Annotated in this window: 15 protein-coding genes, 2 tRNA genes and 1 pseudogene; 5 read left to right on the forward strand and 13 right to left on the reverse strand. The window is 65.3% G+C overall.

Going from position 1 to position 18,446, the window contains the following annotated elements:
* Positions 1 to 58: 58 nt before the first annotated feature.
* The 6 genes from VIR09_RS02165 to hisN all read right to left on the reverse strand — a co-directional run bounded on the left by VIR09_RS02165 (position 59) and on the right by hisN (position 5,338).
* A tRNA-Gly gene (locus VIR09_RS02165) sits at positions 59 to 132 on the reverse strand.
* A gap of 148 nt (positions 133 to 280) precedes the next feature.
* A tRNA-Tyr gene (locus VIR09_RS02170) sits at positions 281 to 367 on the reverse strand.
* A gap of 113 nt (positions 368 to 480) precedes the next feature.
* Positions 481 to 1,644 carry an iron-containing alcohol dehydrogenase gene (locus VIR09_RS02175; RefSeq protein WP_332011379.1) on the reverse strand — a complete coding sequence of 388 codons (1,164 nt, stop codon included), beginning with the start codon at positions 1,642 to 1,644 and terminating at the stop codon, positions 481 to 483.
* A 24-nt stretch (positions 1,645 to 1,668) separates the two neighbouring features.
* A complete protein-coding gene (locus VIR09_RS02180; protein WP_332011381.1) occupies positions 1,669 to 3,057 on the reverse strand; it encodes an aldehyde dehydrogenase family protein in 1,389 nt (462 codons plus the stop codon).
* Positions 3,058 to 3,088: 31 nt separating this feature from the next.
* Positions 3,089 to 4,474: a glutamine synthetase gene (locus VIR09_RS02185; protein ID WP_332011382.1), complete on the reverse strand. Its 1,386-nt coding sequence runs from the start codon at positions 4,472 to 4,474 to the stop codon at positions 3,089 to 3,091.
* A 57-nt stretch (positions 4,475 to 4,531) separates the two neighbouring features.
* Entirely contained in the window at positions 4,532 to 5,338 is an 807-nt protein-coding gene (gene hisN / locus VIR09_RS02190; protein ID WP_332011384.1) for a histidinol-phosphatase, read from the reverse strand.
* Positions 5,339 to 5,532: 194 nt separating this feature from the next.
* Between hisN and VIR09_RS02195 the strand changes: the two genes are divergently transcribed.
* Genes VIR09_RS02195 through VIR09_RS02210 form a run of 4 tightly spaced genes read left to right on the forward strand, consistent with a single transcriptional unit; the run spans position 5,533 to position 10,090 of the window.
* Complete coding sequence (locus VIR09_RS02195; protein ID WP_013397039.1) at positions 5,533 to 6,540, forward strand: ABC transporter substrate-binding protein; 1,008 nt, start codon at positions 5,533 to 5,535, stop codon at positions 6,538 to 6,540.
* A 49-nt stretch (positions 6,541 to 6,589) separates the two neighbouring features.
* On the forward strand, positions 6,590 to 7,597 hold the full coding sequence (locus tag VIR09_RS02200; protein ID WP_332011386.1) for an ABC transporter ATP-binding protein: 1,008 nt from the start codon (positions 6,590 to 6,592) through the stop codon (positions 7,595 to 7,597).
* A 31-nt stretch (positions 7,598 to 7,628) separates the two neighbouring features.
* Complete coding sequence (locus VIR09_RS02205; protein ID WP_332011388.1) at positions 7,629 to 9,311, forward strand: ABC transporter permease subunit; 1,683 nt, start codon at positions 7,629 to 7,631, stop codon at positions 9,309 to 9,311.
* A 17-nt stretch (positions 9,312 to 9,328) separates the two neighbouring features.
* Positions 9,329 to 10,090, forward strand: coding sequence for a DeoR/GlpR family DNA-binding transcription regulator (locus VIR09_RS02210; protein ID WP_013397042.1), 762 nt, complete (start codon positions 9,329 to 9,331; stop codon positions 10,088 to 10,090).
* Positions 10,091 to 10,109: 19 nt separating this feature from the next.
* On the opposite strand, the gene VIR09_RS02215 is transcribed toward VIR09_RS02210, so the two are convergent.
* The 4 genes and pseudogenes from VIR09_RS02215 to VIR09_RS02230 all read right to left on the reverse strand — a co-directional run bounded on the left by VIR09_RS02215 (position 10,110) and on the right by VIR09_RS02230 (position 14,646).
* Positions 10,110 to 11,111 (reverse strand): tripartite tricarboxylate transporter substrate binding protein, encoded by a 1,002-nt coding sequence (locus VIR09_RS02215; RefSeq protein WP_332011390.1) that lies wholly within the window; start codon positions 11,109 to 11,111, stop codon positions 10,110 to 10,112.
* Positions 11,112 to 11,275: 164 nt separating this feature from the next.
* Positions 11,276 to 12,874, reverse strand: a complete 1,599-nt coding sequence (locus VIR09_RS02220) for a rhodanese-like domain-containing protein (RefSeq protein ID WP_332011437.1) — start codon at positions 12,872 to 12,874, stop codon at positions 11,276 to 11,278.
* Between the two features lie 39 nt (positions 12,875 to 12,913).
* Positions 12,914 to 14,056 (reverse strand): annotated as a pseudogene (metC, locus tag VIR09_RS02225) (cystathionine beta-lyase); the annotation flags it as partial.
* 2 nt (positions 14,057 to 14,058) lie between these two features.
* Entirely contained in the window at positions 14,059 to 14,646 is a 588-nt protein-coding gene (locus tag VIR09_RS02230) for a hypothetical protein (protein WP_332011392.1), read from the reverse strand.
* A gap of 115 nt (positions 14,647 to 14,761) precedes the next feature.
* On the opposite strand from VIR09_RS02230, the gene VIR09_RS02235 reads away from it, so the two are divergent.
* The gene (locus VIR09_RS02235) at positions 14,762 to 15,655 is read left to right on the forward strand and encodes a LysR substrate-binding domain-containing protein (protein ID WP_332011394.1); all 894 of its coding nucleotides are present in this window, start codon (positions 14,762 to 14,764) and stop codon (positions 15,653 to 15,655) included.
* Here VIR09_RS02235 and VIR09_RS02240 read toward each other — a convergent pair.
* From VIR09_RS02240 to VIR09_RS02250, 3 genes are read right to left on the reverse strand one after another with little or no spacing between them, the layout of a single operon-like run.
* Positions 15,649 to 16,653: an asparaginase gene (locus tag VIR09_RS02240; RefSeq protein WP_332011396.1), complete on the reverse strand. Its 1,005-nt coding sequence runs from the start codon at positions 16,651 to 16,653 to the stop codon at positions 15,649 to 15,651. The genes VIR09_RS02235 and VIR09_RS02240 overlap by 7 nt on opposite strands.
* Positions 16,646 to 17,569, reverse strand: coding sequence for a ParB/RepB/Spo0J family partition protein (locus tag VIR09_RS02245; protein ID WP_332011397.1), 924 nt, complete (start codon positions 17,567 to 17,569; stop codon positions 16,646 to 16,648). The genes VIR09_RS02240 and VIR09_RS02245 overlap by 8 nt, the downstream gene beginning before the upstream one ends.
* A gap of 43 nt (positions 17,570 to 17,612) precedes the next feature.
* Entirely contained in the window at positions 17,613 to 18,437 is an 825-nt protein-coding gene (locus VIR09_RS02250; RefSeq protein ID WP_332011399.1) for a GNAT family N-acetyltransferase, read from the reverse strand.
* Between the last annotated feature and the right edge of the window lie 9 nt (positions 18,438 to 18,446).

Raw genomic sequence — 18,446 nt, forward strand, 5'->3', positions numbered from 1 at the left:
ACCTCTCCCTTACCAAGGGAGTGCTCTACCACTGAGCCACATGGGCATTTAAAAATCTTGGAGCGGGTGAAGGGAATCGAACCCTCGTCGTAAGCTTGGAAGGCTTCTGCTCTACCATTGAGCTACACCCGCGGCATACCCTTTCACCTTCTCTTTCCCAAACCTTTTTCAATCCAAAGCCCTGGAAAACGTTGCGGCCTTCTTTGCGAAGGTCGTTCGACTTTCCGAGCCTTACATTTTAAATCCAGGCCAACCGCGCCTGGATTTAGGTATGGGTCTCTGGTGGAGGAGGTTGGATTCGAACCAACGTAGGCGCAAGGCCAACAGATTTACAGTCTGCCCCCTTTAACCACTCGGGCACTCCTCCAGCGGAGAATTCGAGATTATGAACACTTTCAAATCCGCTGTCAAACGCTTCGGACGAAATCTTCAAAATCCTTCTTCAACCACCGCTGCGTTTCCGCGCAGAGGGGGCGAAGCTTACAGGTTTCCGCGAATTGCTGCACGGAAAAGATCAGAATACTGCTCTGGCGTGTAGTTCACGGGGTTGGTACCGGCCGAAGGATCCTCGGCCGCCATGCGTCCGACACGGTCAGCCTGGGCCTCGTCGATGCCGATTTCCGCCAGGGTGTGGGGAATGCCGAGCGTCTCGCGCAGGCCTAGCACCCAGTCCAGCACCGCCCCCGGCCCGGGGTCCGGCAAGTCCAGATATCGCGCCAACGCTTCCAGGCGCGGCGCCACCGCATGCTGGTTGGCCTTCAGCACATAGGGCATGAGGATGGCGTTTAAGGTGCCGTGATGCGCGTCGTACAGCGCGCCCAGCGGATGCGCCAGCGCGTGCATGGCGCCCAGCCCGCGCTGAAACGCCGTCGCGCCCATGGTGGAGGCCACCAGCATCTGCAGCCGCGCCTGCAGGTCGCCGCCGTTGGCCACGGCTTGCGGCAAGTATTCCTTCACCAGGCGCATGCCTTCGATCGCGATCCCCGCCGCCATGGGATGGAAGAAAGGCGAACAGTAGGCTTCCAGGTTGTGCGACAGCGCGTCCATGCCGGTCGCCGCCGTGATCTTCGGCGGCAGGCCAACCGTCAGCTCCGGGTCCAGGATCACGACGGAGGGCAGCATCCGCGCATGGAAGATGATGCGCTTGACCTCGGCGGCCTCGTCGGTGATGACGGACGCCCGCCCTACCTCGGAACCCGTACCCGCGGTGGTCGGCACCGCCACCACCGGCGCCATGCCTGCCACGTCGACCCGCAGATAGTTGTCGCCGATGTCCTCGAAATCCCACAAGGGCCGCGCCTGTCCCGCCATCAACGCGATGGCCTTGGCGGCATCCAGCGCCGAACCTCCGCCGAATGCAATCACGCCGTCGTGGCCGCCTTGTTTGTATGCGCGCACGCCGTCGTCGACGTTGCGGCCCGTGGGGTTGCCTTTTATTTCGTGAAACAGGCCGCATTCCAGGCCGGCCTCACCGCATGCGCGCACCACGTCCGCAATCATGGGCAAGGCGGCGAGTCCGGGATCCGTCACCAACAATGGACGCGTCATGCCTAGCCCGCGGCATAGTTCCGGCAGCTCCTTGATCCGGCCGGGGCCGGCCTTGATGGCGGTGGGATAGTTCCAATTAACACTGGGCACGGTCATGATTCAGTTCCTGAATGCGTCGTGTCAGACGCGGCGCAGATGAAAGGATTTGGCTTGCGTGAGTTGTTCATAGCCAACCGCTGACAAGGACACGCCGCGGCCGGAGTTCTTTACGCCGGTCCAGGCCAGCGCGGGATCCAGGTAGTCGCAGCGGTTCATGAAGAACGTGCCCGTGCGGACCTTGCGGCCGATATGCAGGGCCGCGTCCTCGTCTTGCGTAAAGGTCGCCGCGGTCAGGCCATAAGGACTGTCGTTCATCAGACCGATGGCTTCCTCGTCGCTATCGACCGCCATGATGCCGACGACAGGTCCGAAGCACTCGTCGCTCATGATGCGCATGCGGTGATCCACCTGCGTCAACAAGGCCGGCGCAACATAAGGCGAGCCTACGCTCGCTTCCTTGAAATGTGAGCTTTCAATCATATTTATGGCGCCGGCAGAAACCGCTTCGGCGATGATCTCGCGAATCTCGGCGGCGGCGCGCGCACGCACCACCGGCCCCAGCGTCGTGTCGGCCTGCAGCGGATTTCCCAACACGTATTTATGCGTCATTTCGACGGCGCGCTCGACAAATTCTTCGTACCGGGCGCGCGCCACGTAGATGCGCTGAATGCCGCAGCAGGATTGCCCTGAATTGAAGAATGCGCCGTCCACCAGGGTCTCCACGGCGTGATCGATTTTCGCGTCAGCGCGCACGTAGGCCGGATCGTTGCCGCCCAGCTCCAGGCCTGCGCCGATGAAACGCCCCGCCGCGCTCTCCTCCACGGCATGCCCGCCGCGCACGGAGCCGGTAAACGAAACGTAGCCGATCTCCGGCGCGCGGATCAGCCGATGCACGATGTCGTGGTTGGCATGAAGATACTGGAACACGCCCTTGGGCGCCCCGGCCTCGCGGAACGCGCGGTCGATAAGTTCCGCGCACAAGGGCGTCTGGTCGGAATGCTTGAGGATGACAGTGTTGCCCGCCATCAGCGCGGGCACGATACTGTTCACCGCCGTCAACAGGGGGTAGTTCCACGGCGCTATCGTCAACGCGACGCCTATCGGTTCGCGGCTGATGAAGCGGGTAAAGCCGGCTTGTTCAGGAACCTGGATGGGCGCCAGCGCTTCGCCAGCAATGGCGATCATGTGGCGCGCGCGTGCCTCGAAACCCGCCACCTCGCCCGGCGTGTAGCGCAACGGCCGCCCCATCTGGATGGTAATGGCGCGCGCGATCTCTTCCTTCGCCGCGACGAAGCGGTCGACCGCCGCGGACACGATGCGCCCCCGCGCCTCCACGCCCAGCGCCTGCCACGCGACTTGCGCAGCCTGGGCATCGGCAAGCGCTTGCGCGATCTGCGCCTCGCTGGCATAGGGACGGCGCACAACCTCGCGCCCGTCGATGGGACTGATGGTGATGAGTTCCTGAGTCATGTCTGCCCTGCGCAAGCGGTTTGGTTTGGATTCAGATGATTTCGAAGTAGCGCGCCAGCTCCCAGTCCGTCACGTGACGCCGGAACTGCCGTTCTTCCCACTCACGCGTGGCCGCATAGTGCTCGACGAAGGCGTCGCCGAACAGGTGGCGCGCGGCCTCGGATTCGCGCAGCCGCTGCGCGGATTCCCATAACGTGTTGGGCAGGCGCAGATGCGCCGGAAACTGCTGCGTGTAGGCATTGCCCTGCACCATGGGCTCGGGCGTCAACCCTTGTTCGATGCCATACAACCCCGAAGCCAGGGCGGCGGACAAGGCCAGATAAGGATTGGCGTCGGCCGATCCGATGCGCACCTCGACGCGCTGCGATTTGTCGCTGCCCGGGATCAGGCGCAGCGCGGTGGTGCGGTTTTCCATGCCCCAGGTGGCGTCCAGCGGCGCCCAGTAGCCGGGCACCAGCCGCGAATAGCTGTTGATGGTTTGCGCGTACATGGCCATGAACTCCGGCAGATAGCGCTGCACGCCGGCCATGAAGGAGGTTTGCGTCGCGCTCATGCCGTGCGGCCGGGATTCGTCGTAGAAGGCGGAGCGGTTGGTCTTGTGGTCCCGCAGCGACAGATGGATGTGGCCGCTCTGGCCAGGATGATCATGCGACCACTTCGCCATGAAGGTCGCCATCAGCCCGTTCTGCTGCGCCAGCGCCTTGGTGAAGGTCTTGAAGAGGAACGCCTTGTCGCCAGCCGCGGCCGCCAGGTCCACCGCCAGGGCCGCTTCCAGCACGCCCGGCCCCGTCTCGGTGTGCAGGCCCTCGATCGGCATGTCCATGCGTTCGCACATGTCCAGCAGCTTGCGGTAGAAATCGCCTTCGACGGTGCTGCGCAGCACGGAGTAGCCGAAATTTCCCGGCGTCCAGTTCTCCATGTTGCGATAGTTCTTGGCGCGCACGGAGTGCGGCGTTTCGCGGAACATGAAGAATTCGTACTCGAGCGCGGCGTAGACGTCGTAACCCATGCCCGCCGCGCGATCCAGGATCCGGTGCAGCAGCCGCCGCGGACAGATGGCGCCGGCGTCGCCCTCGAATTCCGCCAGGAACAGCAGCATGTCTTCACCGCCCGGCCCCTGCTCCAGCGGCAGCCGACGGCCGCTTTGCGGGATGATCCTGAGCTTGGCGTCGGGATAGGCCGTGTGCCACCCGGTGTACTTGGTGTTGTCGTAGAGCTGGTCGTCCAGATCCCAGCCGAACACCACGTCGCAGAACGCCAGCCCCGAGCGCAGCGCGCCCAGGAATTTGTCGCGCCGCAAGTATTTTCCCAGCATGACGCCGTCGACGTCGGACAAGCCTACCTTGATGTGCGAGAGCTGGCTGGCTTGCACCAGCCGCTCCGCGTCTTCCACCGTTGCTACCCCTAGTGCATGCATGCTCTTTCACCCTGTGGCTGAAGCGTTGCGTTGAACTGCGGGCGGGCGGCGCGGCGTTCAGGTCATGGCCGCCCCCAGCACCCGCATCGCCTGGCGATGCAGCTGCGGCGTGGCGGCCGCGACAACGCGGCCCTGCGATTCGAGGCTGAGCGGCTGCCCCGACCAATCGGTAATGACGCCGCCAGCCCCTTCGATCACGGGCATCAGCGCCAGATAGTCATACGGCTGCAGGCCGGACTCGACCACCAGGTCGACGTGTCCGCTGGCCAGAAGGCCATAGCTGTAGCAATCGCCGCCGTAGCGGCGCATGCGCGCGGCCTGCGTCAGCGCGTCGAAGGCGGCCAGTTCCGCGCCGGCAAAGATGTCGGGAGAGGTGGCGTACAAAATGGCCTGCCGCAGTTCGGCACAGGCGCTGCTGCGGCAGGCAGCGCCGTTCAACTGCGCCGACGCGCCGGTCACCCCGATCCAGCGTTCGTCCAGCATGGGGATGTCGATCACGCCAAGCACTGATTTTCCCCGGTGCAGCAGTGCCAGCAAGGTGCCCCACAGCGGGTTGCCGGAAATGAAGGCGCGGGTGCCGTCGATGGGATCCAGCGACCACACGAACTCGGCTTCGGCATGCGAGGCGCCGAACTCTTCGCCGAAGATGCCGTGCTCGGGGTAGTGCTGGGCGATGGCCTCGCGCAAGGCGGTCTCGACCTCCCTGTCCGCCTGCGTAACCGGGCTTTCGTCGGCCTTGGTATCGATGTCCAGCGGGTGCCGGAACCACTTGCGCGACAAGGGGCGCACACGGTCCGCCAGCGTCTGGGCGAACGAGGAGTACGCGGCCAGCTGCTGCGCGGATAACGGCGGTGAAGTTTGCATCGATGAGCTCCAGGCGTGGCGCGGGAGGATGCGCCTACGCCAAAAAAACCCTTGAATACAGGTTTTTCCAGTCTAGACACGTTGCCACAAATTTGCAAACATACATAAAACTGCAACCTGCCGGATTTGTTGCAGAAGACTGCCCGCCTACGTAGCTCGCCACCGTTGCCGTGTATTCCAACCGGAGTTCCATCATGCAATGTATGAAGAAGCTTGGCCTTGTGGTTGCAGTAATTTCCCTAGGTTGGACGCAGGCCCATGCCGGCGCCATCACCGTCTACACCGCCCTCGAAGAAGACGAGATCGCGGCCTACCTGAAGGCCGCCAACGCCGCCATGCCGGACGTGAAGGTCAATGTGCTGCGGCTGTCCACCGGCGACCTGGGCGCCCGCCTGATCGCCGAGGCCTCCAACCCGCAGCAGGACGTGATCTGGGGCTTCGCCGTCAGCAACATGCTGGACCCTCGCCTGCAGAACCTGCTGGAGCCATATGCGGCCAAAGGCATGGACGCCCTGCCCGCCCAGTACAAGGGCGCCGACCAGAAGTGGTTCGCGGCCACCGGCTATGTCGCTGCATTCTGTGTCAACACGGACAGGCTCAAGTCCAAGAACCTGCCCATGCCTACGTCCTGGGAAGACCTGACCAAGCCGGTCTACAAGGGCGAAATCGTTATCCCCAGCCCCGCGGCCTCGGGCACCGGCTATCTGCAGATCGTCGCGCTGCTGCAGGGCATGGGCAAGGAAAAAGGCTGGGCGCTGCTCAAGGACCTGGACAAGAACGTAGCGCAATACACGCCGTCGGGCTCGCGCCCCTGCAAGATGGCCCGCGCCGGCGAGTACGCCATCGGCGTGTCCTTTGCCTTCCCCGCCATGCAGTCCATCGAGGAAGGCTTTCCCATCAAGATGGTGATCCCGTCCAAATGGGTGGGCTACGAGCTGGAAGCTTCGGGCCTGATGAAGACGGCCAAGAATCCCGCCGACGCCAAGCGCTTCCTCGACTGGACGCTGTCGGCCCAGGCCGGCGGCCTGTACAGCAAATACAAGGAACTGGTGACCATCCCCGGCGCCACGCCCAACAAGGCTGCCGAGGCCGCGGGCCTGCCCAAGGACCTGACCGCCGTGCTGTATCCGGTGGACTTCCCCAAGTCGGCCGCGGAACGGGACGCCACCATCAAGACCTGGCAGGAAACCATCAAGCGTTGATGGGCCGGCGGCCGGTGGCAAGCCGGCCGCCGCCCGTCCTGGAGACGCCATGTATCTGGAATTACGCGGGATACGCAAGACGTTCGATGCGTCGGTAGCGCTGCAAGACATCGACCTGTCCGTGGGCGAGCATGAATTCGTCTGCCTGCTCGGCCCCAGCGGCTGTGGCAAAACCACTTTGCTGCGCATCGTGGCGGGTCTGCTGCCCTTCGACCGCGGCACCATCACGCTTGGCGGGCGCGATCTGAGCGCGCTGCCCGCGCGCAAGCGCGGCTTCGGCATCGTGTTCCAGTCGTACTCCCTGTTCCCCAACATGACCGTGGCGGAAAACGTGGGCTACGGGCTGCGCATCCGCGGCGAGCCACGCGACCGCATCGCCACGCGGGTGAAAGAGCTGCTGACGCTGATCAAACTGCCCGACTATGCCGAACGCTATCCGCACCAGCTGTCGGGCGGCCAGCAGCAGCGCGTGGCGCTGGCGCGCGCGCTGGCGGTGGACCCGGCGCTGATCCTGCTGGACGAGCCGCTCTCCGCGCTGGATGCGCGCGTGCGCACCGACATGCGCGCCGAGATCCACGACGTGCAACGGCGACTGAAGATCCCCACCGTGATGGTGACGCACGATCAGGAGGAAGCGCTGACGCTGGCCGACAAGATCGTCTGCATGAACGATGGACGCATCGAACAGGTCGGGTCGCCTTCCGACCTGTATCTGCGGCCGCGCACGCGCTTCGTGGCGAACTTCGTGGGACTGAGCAATCTGCTGCCCACCGATTGGGTGCGCGAAGCCATGCCTCAGCTGCTGGCGACACGGCCCGAAGGCGCCAGCGAACGCTTCGAGGCCTGCCTGCGGCCGGAAAATCTGCGCATCGCCGCGGACGAACAAGGACCAGGCCGTGTGCAGGACATGACCTTCATGGGCAATCTCACCCGCTTGCGCGTTGCCTGGCAGGGGCGCGAACTGCTGGTGGAACAGCATGGCGCCGCCGGCTTGTCACGCGGCGCCCCCGTGCGCCTGGACATGGAGCCGGGCCAATGCGCCTGGGTCAGCGTATGACGGATCACATCACGCAAACCGGAGCCGCCGCTTGAGCGCCGCCCACGCCAGCACGGTCATCGCGGCGCCCGCCGGCCGCGCGCCCTGGTCGGCAGACCGCGTATTGCTGTGGACCTGTGTCGGCATCCCCCTGGCGGGCCTGGCGCTGTTCTTCCTCTATCCGCTGGCGACCGTGGCCTGGCGCAGCCTGGTTGAAAAAGACGGCTCGGTCGGCCTGGGCAACTATGCCGAAGTCTTCGCCACCCGTGGCGTCCTCACCGCCACGCTCAACAGCCTGGTCATGAGCGCCGCGACCACGGTGGTCAGCGTCGCGCTGGGCTTCGCCATCGCCTATGGACTGGACCGCAGCTGCATGCGCGGCAAGGCCGCCGTGCGGCTGGCGCTGGTGCTACCGCTGCTGGCGCCGTCGCTGGTGCAGGGCCTGGGGCTCATTTTCCTGCTGGGACGCAACGGATTGGTACACCGCTGGACCGGCTGGGAAATCGACATCTACGGCTTCTGGGGCCTGTTGATCTCCAACGTGTTCTACGCCCTGCCCCAGGCCGTGCTGATCCTGCAGGCGGCCTTGCGCAACATGGACGCGCGCTACTACGACGCTGCCGAAGTCATGGGCGCCTCCAGCGCGCGCCAGTTCTTCGACATCACCCTGCCCAACTGCAAGTTCGGCCTGCTGAGCGCGGCCTTCGTGGTGTTCGTCATCACCATTACCGATTTCGGCAACGCCGCCGTGATCGGCGGCAACTACCGAGTACTGGCTACCGAAATCTACAGCCAGGTATCCGGGCAGATGAACTTCGGCATGGGTTCCGTGGTCGGCATCCTGCTGCTGTTGCCCTCGCTGATATCGGTGCAGATCGAGCGCGTCGCCTCGCAGCGCCAGTTCGGCTCGGCCTCGCCCAGCGGCCTGCGGGTCTCACCGCAACCCGCCGGCGGACGCGACGCGGCGTTCACCGCCGGCATACTGCTTGCGTGCGGCACGATCATCCTGACGGTGGCCACGGTGATCTTCGCCAGCTTCATGCGCCTGTGGCCGTACCGCATGGAATGGACGCTGAAGCACTACGACATCACCGTCAGCGGCGGCTACACGCCGCTCTGGACGTCTCTGTATCTTTCGCTGGCGGCGGCAGGCGGCGGTGTGCTGCTGCTGTTCTTCCTGAGCTTCGGCGTTTGCCGGATTCCGCGCGCGTGGGCCAAGCTGGTGTACCTGGTGTCGGTACTGCCGGTTGGCGTTCCCGGCCTGGTCCTGGGCCTGTCGTACATCTTCGCCTTCAACGCCCCAGGCACGCCCCTGTATGCGCTGTACGGCAGCGCCGCGCTGATCGCCTTGTGCAACTTCTACCACTACCACACGCAAGGCTTCCTGACGATGATGACCGGCATGCGCGCGGTGCCGCAGGCGCTGGAGGAAGCGGTCAGCTGCCTGGGCGGCGGCACGCTGCGGGTGCTGCGCGACGCGGTGCTGCCGCTGATCGGCCCAACCGTGCTGGGCGTGTTCTTCTTTCTGTTCATGCGGTCCATGGTGACCCTGTCGGCGGTGATCTTCCTGGTCACGCCCTCGGTCAGCGTGGCGCCAGTTTCTGTCCTGCGCCTGGACGAAGCCGGCTTCGTCTCGCAGGCCGCGGCCTATTCAACCCTTATCATGCTGGTCGTGGGAGGGTCCCTGCTGGCATTGCGCGCGCTGATCGCCGCGGCCGCACGGCGCCGGACATAGATTAGGAAACATCGGACATGTGGCAAGAAGAGCGGTATCAGAGAATCCGCGCCCTGCTGTCTTCATTGCAGCAGGTATCGACCGACCGTATCGTCGGCGAACTTGGGGTTTCGCGCGAAACGGTCAGGCGTGATCTGCTCGAGCTGGAGGCTATGGGGGAATTGCGACGCGTACACGGCGGCGCCGTGCCGGTGCATAGCGAGCCGCCCATCGCGGAACGCGTGCATACGCGCGTCAAGTACAAACGCGCCATCGCGCGCGCGGCCGCAGGCTTGGTATCCAGCGGCCAGACCCTGTTCCTGGACGCAGGCAGCACCACCAGCGTGCTGGCCGACGAACTGGCCAAATTGTCGGGCCTGACCGTCATCACCAATTCGTTCGACGTGGCCTTGAAGGTCGGAACGGCCGGCAACGGCGCGAACCAGCTCATCATGCTGGGAGGATCCGTGGGCGGTCCGGTATGCGCCACGGCCGGCGACATCACGATCGCCGAGATCCACCGCTATCGGGCGGACCTGGCGCTACTGTCGCCGGTGGGCGTGGACGCCGAATTCGGCGCCACCAACTACGACCTGCGCGAGGCCGAAGTGGCGCGCGCCATGGCGGCCAACGCCAAGCAGCTGGTGCTGTTGGCCGACTTCAGCAAGATCGGTCTGTGCAGCCGCGTGTCCTATTGCAGCGCGGACCGCATCGACCACCTGGTCACCAACACCAGCGCGCAGAAGTCGCCCGCCTATGCCGCCTTGAAGTCCGCGGTCGGCAAGGTCGTGGCGGTGTAGCGCAAACCCACCCGCCGCGTCAGTCCAGCGACACGCCGGCAGTCTTCACCATGTCGGCCCAATACACGGTGTCTTCCTGCAGCCGCGTCTTGAACGCGGCGGGCTGGCTGCCCACCGCCCAGCTCCCGCCGCTGTTGATCTTGGCGATCACGGCGGGCGACTTCATCGCCTGCCCCACGGCTTGCGCCAGGTAGGCGATGCGCTCGGGCGGCGTGCCAGCGGGCGCGAACAGTCCATACCAGTCATCGGCGGTAATGCCCTCCATGCCCGCCTGCTTGAGCGTGGGCGCCCCCTTGAAAATGCCGATGTTGTTCTCGTGGCTGAGCGCCAGGATGCGCAGCTTGCCGGCGGCGACCATGGGTTCTGCCGACGCAGGCGAAGTTATCAACATATCCACCGTGCCACCGATCAGGTCGGTAATCGCGGGTGCGGCGCCCCGGTATGGCACATGCACCAGTTTCACGCCGGCCTTCTGCGACAGCAGCGCCCCCATCAGATGGCTCATGGTGCCATTGCCGGGTGTCGCGTAGGTCACGGCGCCGGGCTGCTTGCGCGCGGCTTCCAGATAGTCGTTCAGGGTACGGTACGGGCTCTCGCTGCGCGCTACCAGCACCAGCGGCGCGGAAGTGATTTGCGAGATGGGCGTGAAGTCCTTGACCGGATCGAACCCCACGTTCTTGTACAAACGCGGATTGACCGCCATCACGCTGGTCTGCGACATCACCAGGGTGTAGCCGTCTGGCTTGGCCCGCGCCACCTGCGCCGTGCCGACATTGCCGCCTGCGCCCGAGCGGTTTTCAACCACCACGCTCTGGCCCGTGATGACGCCCAGCTCCTGCGCGATCAGGCGCGCGACGCCGTCATTGCCCCCGCCCGGAGGAAACGGCGACACGACCGTGATGGCCTGCTTGGGATAGTCCGGCAGGGGCGCGGGCGCCTGGGCGTGGGCAACGGTCCCCCACAGCAGTCCGGCCAGGGCCGCGGCAGCGGCCTTGCGTATGTGCGATGCATGGTGCTTCATCTGGATTTCCCCTTGTGATTGGCAGCCGGATACTCGGCCGTCCTTGGCATTCCGGTTCGGCATGAACCGTCCGCACCCCGGCCGTCGAGGCCGGGGCGTACTTTTCGGATTGATGCGTCTGCTGTGCCGCGGGGCCTGATCAGGCCAGCGCCGCGGTTCCGGTATCAGCGGGCCGGAAAGCGGTAGCCCGCCAGTTCGCGTTCATCGATCTGCTTGACCAGGTTGGTCTCCCAGGCCAGGTACTGGCGCGCGGCGGCCTTGTTGCCGTCATGGCGGTCATGCACGAAAAACAGATAATCGATGCAGTCCGCGTCGGCGGGCTCGGCGGGCGTCGATTCCAATGCGATTCCCTGCCCGGACCAGCCCGCCGGATCGCCTGCGTTGGCCTGGATGTCATTCATACCCTGCGCGCGCAGATCCTGTGCGGCCCACGCAGCCAAGGAGGCATCCTCAGCCAGCAGGACCACGGGACGCGCGGCATCCAGGCTCAGATTGTCCAGGCGCGGACGGATAGCCCAGCGTGCGCCCGCGATATGGCTGGCGCGAAAGCGCATGCTGGGGCGGAGATCGACAACTTGCGCACCTTGCGCGATCGCGGCGGCAAGCTGCGCATCGGTCAGCATGGGAAGTTGCGGCGCCGACGCCTTTTCCACAGGGTTATCCAGGCGCGTCTGCACGCCCTCCCGCAGCACGCTGGCGTCCCAGCCCATCTGCCTCAACCAGCTGGCGACCACCGGTGCGCGCACGCCTTCGGCATCGAACACCACGATGCGCGCGCCTCGCACAGCTACGTATTGATCGGTGGCCTGGATCAGCTGGCCGCCCGGCGTGTGCTGCGCGCCGGGCAAGGAGCCTTGCGCGTACTCTTCGGCGCTGCGCACGTCGCACAGGAAAGTGCTGCGGGTCGCGTCACGTAACCACGCCTGCGCCTCGTCCGCGTCCACCATGTGCACGCCATGGCTTTCGGCCAAGCGCGAGGAACGCTGCGCCAACGCGGGCAGGTCCTGCGGCGCGATGCCGTCGTCGTAGCGGCGGCGCGCGCCGTGTTCGAGCTGCAGGTCTTCCAGGTACCAGCCCTGGGTGCCGTTCTCCAGCGCGTAGACGGGATTCGGCACGCCCAGGTTGATCAGCGTCTGCGCGCCGATGATGCTGCGCGTGCGGCCGGCGCAGTTCACCACGATGGTGGTCTGCGGATTGCTCGCCAGCATGTGGGCGCGCAGCGCCAATTCGCCGTTGGGGCAGCAGATGCCGCCGGGTATGCTCATCTTCTGGTATTCGGTAAAAGGCCTGCCGTCCAGCACGATCAGATCGTCGCCGCGGCGCTGGCGCTCGGCCAGATCACGCGCGCCAATCCGGGGGGTGTGGAAAACTTCTTCGGCCAGTTCGCCGAAGGTTTTGCTGGGCACGTTCACGCCGGCGAACACGGCATAGCCGTCGCGCTGCCATTGCGCGATGCCGCCGGCCAGCCGGTGCACGTTGCGGTATCCCAGCGCAGCCAAAGCCTGCGCGGCGCGCGCCGCCGTATCGTCGGCGCCGCCCTCGTCGTAGACTGCCATCCGCACATCGCGCCGCGGCGCCAGACGCACGATATCCACTTCCAGCCGGCTGTAGGGCACGGGCGCGGCGTAGAACAGATGCCCCTCGCCATACTGGCCGTGCTCGCGCACGTCCAGCAGCGCAATCTCCTCCCCGTCATGCAGCCATTGCTTGAGCGTGTGCGGATCGACGTCGGCGATGGTTTCGGCTTGGGCTGGGTGCATCATGGCATTCAGAGATGAAGGAGAGAGTTGGGATAAGGCTTGCTCGAGATCGGCAATGAGGTCGTCGGGATCTTCCAGGCCCACATGCAGGCGCAGCATGGCGCCGCGCGGCGTGGGGTCCGGCAGGGATCGCGCGGCGCCCAGATTGACGGGGATCACCAGGCTTTCGAAACCGCCCCACGATGCGCCTATGCCGAACAGTTGCAGGCTGTTGATAAGTCGCTCGACGGCATCCATGCCGACCGCGTCGGCGAATTCCACCGTCAAGAGGCCATTCGCGCCGCTGCAATCGCGCTGCCACAACGCATGGGAAGGATCGCCCGGCAAGGCCGGGCAAAGGACATGCGCCACTTCCGGACGGCCCAACAGAAAATCGGCCACGCGCAGAGCGCTGCGGGCGTGCTGCGCCATGCGCAACGGCAGCGTGCGCATGCCGCGCAGCACCAGGTAGGCGTCATCGGCGCCGACGGTCTGCCCCAGATCCACGGTGGCGCGCTCCAGCGGATTCCAGGCGCGCGCATTGGAGATCACCGCGCCCATCATCACGTCGGCATGTCCGCCCAGATACTTGGTGGCCGCGAGGATCGAGATGTCGGCGCCCAGTGTGAGCGGTTTGTGCACCAAGCCGGAGGCCCAGGTGTTATCCACAGCCAGCCAGCAATCATGCGCGCGGGCCAGCGCGGCCAGAGCCGGCAGATCCGGCATCTCGTAGGTCAGCGAGCCCGGCGACTCCGCATAGATCATGCGGGTTTCAGGACGGATGAGCGCCGCGATGCCCACGCCGTCCGGCCGGTAGTACGTGTACGCAATCCCCATCCGCGACAGATGTTCCGCGCAGAAGCGGCGCACGGGTTCATACACCGCATCCGTGATCAGCAAGTGGTCGCCCGCGCGCAGATAGGCCAGCAGCACGGTAGCGATGGCGGCCTGCCCGGTGGGATACAGCTTGGCGCGATAGCCCTCTTCCAGTTCCACCAAGGCGTCTTCCAGCGCGTGCGTGCTATCGGTGCCACGCGCGCCATAGGACGGCAGGCGTTCCTGATCGCGGCGGCTGCGCGTGTCGCGCCAGGCCTGCACGCTGTCGAAGACATAGGTACTGGCGCGCGTGACGGGGGTGTTGACCCAGCCGCGATGAGGGCGACCGGCGCGCAGCAAGCGTGTGGCGGACCGATAGGGCTTGTCCATGGTCAGCGGCGGGTTTGCACGCCGATCGGCATGACTTTGCAAGTACCGGCTTCCAGGTCGAACGCCAGGCGTTCGGTCAGCGTTTCCAGCGCGCGGCCGTACATGTGCAGATGGCGGATGACGCTGTCGCCCTGGATTTCCACCGCGTGGATGTCGTCCGGCATCAGTGCGATGCCCGCGCCGGGGCCGACCACCACGGTGCCGGTCTTTTCCAGCTGGCCGACGCCGGGCACGGAACCGTCGTCGCTGCGGTCGTAGGTGTAGTTGTATTCCACGCCTTCCACGGCCGCGATACAGGCCCAGGTCGTGTGGTTGTGCGGAACGATCTGCTTGCCGGGGCGCATGACGTTCAGATAGAGCGCATAGCTCTTGTCGGCGTCTTCGGCGATCAGGTAGCGGGCCTGACGCTCGCCGTCTTCCGGCGCGGGATAGCGGTCGGCTGCCCACCAGTCGGTGTGGCCGGCCAAGCCGACCAGTTCATCCAACACCGTCTGCAGGCTGTCACGGTTCAGCCCCTTATTTCCTACAGTTTTCTTAATATTTCCGATGGCGCTGGCGATGCCGGCCTGATGAGGATGCGCGTGGCTCACTTGGATTTTCCCTGTTTTCATGAGTTATTGAGTTGACTGTATCCCCCCTGTTCAGCTGGAACAATTTAAATTGCCTTAAGATTCCATTAGCACTGCTAATACTTTCTAGGCCACCATGCGCAACCTGGATCTGGACCTGCTTCGCACCCTGACCGCCATCGCCCGGCACGAGACCTTCTCGGAAGCCGCCAATCGGCTGCACAAAACGCAGTCGGCAGTGACGCAGCAGATGCAACGGCTGGAGTCACTCATCGGCCAGCCGCTGTTCGAAAAGCAGGGCCGCAACAAGGTACTGTCCTCGCATGGGCGCCGTCTGGTGGAGTACGCCCGCCACATGCTGGCCATCAACGATGAAGCGCTACGCGCGCTGCAAGACGGGCCGCTGGAAGGAGACCTGCGGCTGGGCGCGCCGCTGGACGTGGCGGACTCCATCCTGCCCACGCTGCTGACACACATCGCGCGTTCGGCGCCGCGCGTGAAACTGGAAATCCGCACGGACCGCAGCCCCTTCCTGATGGATGCCCTGCGCGCCGGCGAACTGGACCTGACGATATCCACGCGCTTCGACCAGGACTTCGAGGGCGTGGCGCTGCGCACCTCGCCCACGGTGTGGCTGGCTTCCGCCGACTACGTGCACGACATGCACGCGCCGGTGCCGCTGGTGCTGGCCGACGAACCCAGCATCTTCCGCCGGCTGGCGCTCACGGCCCTGGAACAGGCACGCGTGCGCTGGCACACCAACTATGTGGCGCCGACGCTGGTGGGGATAAAGGCGGCGTTGCGGGCCGGGCTGGGCGTTACCGCGCGCAGCGTGGAACTACTGGGCCCGGAAATGCGGGTGCTGGGCGAAAAGGAAGGGCTGCCGCCCTTGCCGGACGTGACGTACTTCCTGTGGATAAGGCCAGACCTGATCAATCCGCTGACGCGGCAGGTCTACGACATGCTCAGGACCAATCTGGGACTGGCGCAGCAAGACGATGCGCCGGCCCTGCCGCCACGGTCTCAATAGCGGTCGAACAGATCCTGCAGGGCTGCCGGATCGCGCGTGATCGAAAGGCCCAGCATCAGCAGGATGCGGGCCTTCTGGGGATTCAGGTCGCGCGCGGCAACGAATCCCAGGCGGGCGTCATCGAGTTCGACATCGCGCGCGACAAAGCCGCTGCCCGTGCGGCTGGAGCGCACCACCGCCACGCCGCTGGCCGCGGCGCGGCTCAGGCCTTCGATGGCCAGGTCGGTGGCATTGCCGTCGCCCACGCCGGCAAGCACGATGCCGCCTGCGACATCAGCGAGGAAATCGATCAGATCGGCCTGCAGGTTGGCGTGGGCGTAGATGACATCGACGCGGGGCCAGCCGGCCTTTTCCAGCAATGCGAGTGAAAACTCGCTTTCTACGGTATGCGTGGTGGTGTTGCGCGAATAGAAGAACGGCGCGCCGCCATGCATGACGCCGGCGCGGCCGCGATTGGGCGAAGCGAACGCGCACAGGCCAGCGCTGGCGATCTTCTGGATCTCGCGGGCGTAGTGCACGTCTTCATTCATGACGACCAGCGGCCCACGGCCGCGCGCCTCGGGGTGGCGCGCCAGCGCCACCGCGTTATACAGATTGGCCGGACCTTCGGCGCCCAGCGCGGTGGCGGGGCGCATGGCGCCCACCAGCACCACGGGCTTGTCGTGACGTATCACCAAGCTCAGGAAGTACGCGGTTTCTTCAAGCGTATCCGTGCCATGCGTGATGACGATGCCCGCCACCGAGGCGTCGCGGCACAATGTGTCCACGCGTTCGGCCAGCGCGCGCCACACGGCGTGCGTCATGTTCTGGCTGCCAACGTTGGCGACCTGCTCGGCGCGGATCTCGGCGATGCCGGCCAACTGCGGCACGGCGGCCAGCAAGTCGTTGACGGAAAACGAGCCAGCTTTGTAGCCGGCGGAAGTCGCGTCGGCCTGGGCGCCAGCGATCGTGCCGCCCGTCGCCAGTACTGCAATGACGGGCAGCGCGCGCTCAGGCATCCACCACTCCGGACAGGCCCTGGCGCTCGAGCAGCGAATTCAGGTGTTCCCAGCCGTGGAAGTCGATGACGATCTGGCCCTTTTCCTTGGCGCCCACTTTCAGCGCGACGCGCGTGCCCAAATGGTCGGACAGCGCTTCCTCCAGGCGCGTCAGGTCGCGCGATGCCCCATTGGCCTTCTTCTTCGGCGTGGCGGACGACTCGGCTTCCTTGGCGGTCTTGGCGACCAGCTTTTCGGCTTCGCGCACCGACAGGCGGCGCGCGATGATCTGGTTGGCCAGCTGGATCTGCGTGGCCGCATCCACGGCGAGCAGTGCGCGCGCATGGCCCATGTCCACATCGCCCGCCAGCAGCATGGTCTGCACGGCCGCGGCCAGGTTCAAGAGACGCAGCAAGTTGCTGGTGGCCGAGCGCGAGCGGCCGATCGCCTGCGCGGCCTGTTCGTGCGTCAGGCCGAACTCGTCCAGCAACCGGCGCACGCCCTGCGCTTCTTCCAGCGGATTCAGGTCTTCGCGCTGGATGTTTTCGATCAGCGCCATGACGGCCGCGTTCTCGTCGGCCACTTCGCGCACCAGTACCGGCACTTCCTTCAGGCCGGCGATCTGGGCCGCGCGGAACCGCCGTTCGCCGGCGATGATTTCATAGTGGCCGGGCGCGGTATCACCCAAGGCGCGCACAAGAATGGGTTGCATGATGCCTTGTGTGCGGATCGATTCGGCCAATTCGCCCAACGCGCCCTCGTCCATGCGCGTGCGCGGCTGATACTTGCCGGCGCGCATCTTCGAAACGGGCAGAGTGGACGGCGGACCCTCGGGTTTGGCGACGGCGACCTTGCCGATGTTCTCGATGGCAGGCGCGTCCGCGCCGAGCAAGGCGTCCAGTCCGCGGCCCAATCCCTTGGGTTTCTTGGTGGCCATAGTTAAATCCTCTTTCCTTCTGTTTTTGTATCCCGAGCCAGGCTCAGGCGTCCGCCTGCTCGGCGGGCAGGCGGTACCAATACGCGTAACAGTCTTTGAAACCGTAGCGGCCATACAAAGCGCGCGCGGCTGTATTCTCCGGCTCGACCTGCAAATAGGCGGTGGTGGCGCCGCCGGCGGCGCCTGTTGCCAACAGGTGTTCAATCAGGGCAGCGGCGTAGCCTTTACGCCGCTGCCCCGGGTCGGTGACGATGTCGAACAGACCCAGCAGCTCGCCATCGCGGACGGCCAGGCCCGCGGCAACGCACTGCCCCGCCGCGTCCGTTGCCAGCACCGGCGAGATATCCACAGCCAGTCCTTGCAGACGCATCCGATGTTCGGCGATGTGCCCGGATTCCGAGTTGCGCATCGCCCCGACCGCCGCCGCGAAGCGCTCGGTATCGACAAAATTGAAATGCAGATCGCCCCGGGCATAGGCCCTGGGAACGAGCGGCGTGCACATGACTCGGGTCTCGTCGGTAAAGGTATAACCGCGGGACTCCAGTTCGGCGTCGAGGGAAAAATCGGGACCGATGGAGGTGATGCGCAGCACCATGGGCAAGCCATGGCGCGCATACAACGAAGAACAATACGCCAGCCGCTCGTCCAGGGGACGTGTGGATAACCCCAGCACATTGATGCTGCGTACGCGCTTGACAGGCGAATGCGCAAAACGCACCAGCCAACCATCATAGAGCAGCTGCGCGCCCACAGCCGTGGCATTCAACGCAGCCTCTTCCAGACGCGTGCGCAGGCTGTCGCGCGCGTCGATGCGCGGCGTACCGGAGGCTTGCGTTTTGGTCTGGGAAAAGAGCGTGGCGACGGACATGGTTGCGGC

Source organism: Achromobacter sp., assembly GCF_036567245.1.
GTDB lineage: Bacteria > Pseudomonadota > Gammaproteobacteria > Burkholderiales > Burkholderiaceae_B > Achromobacter.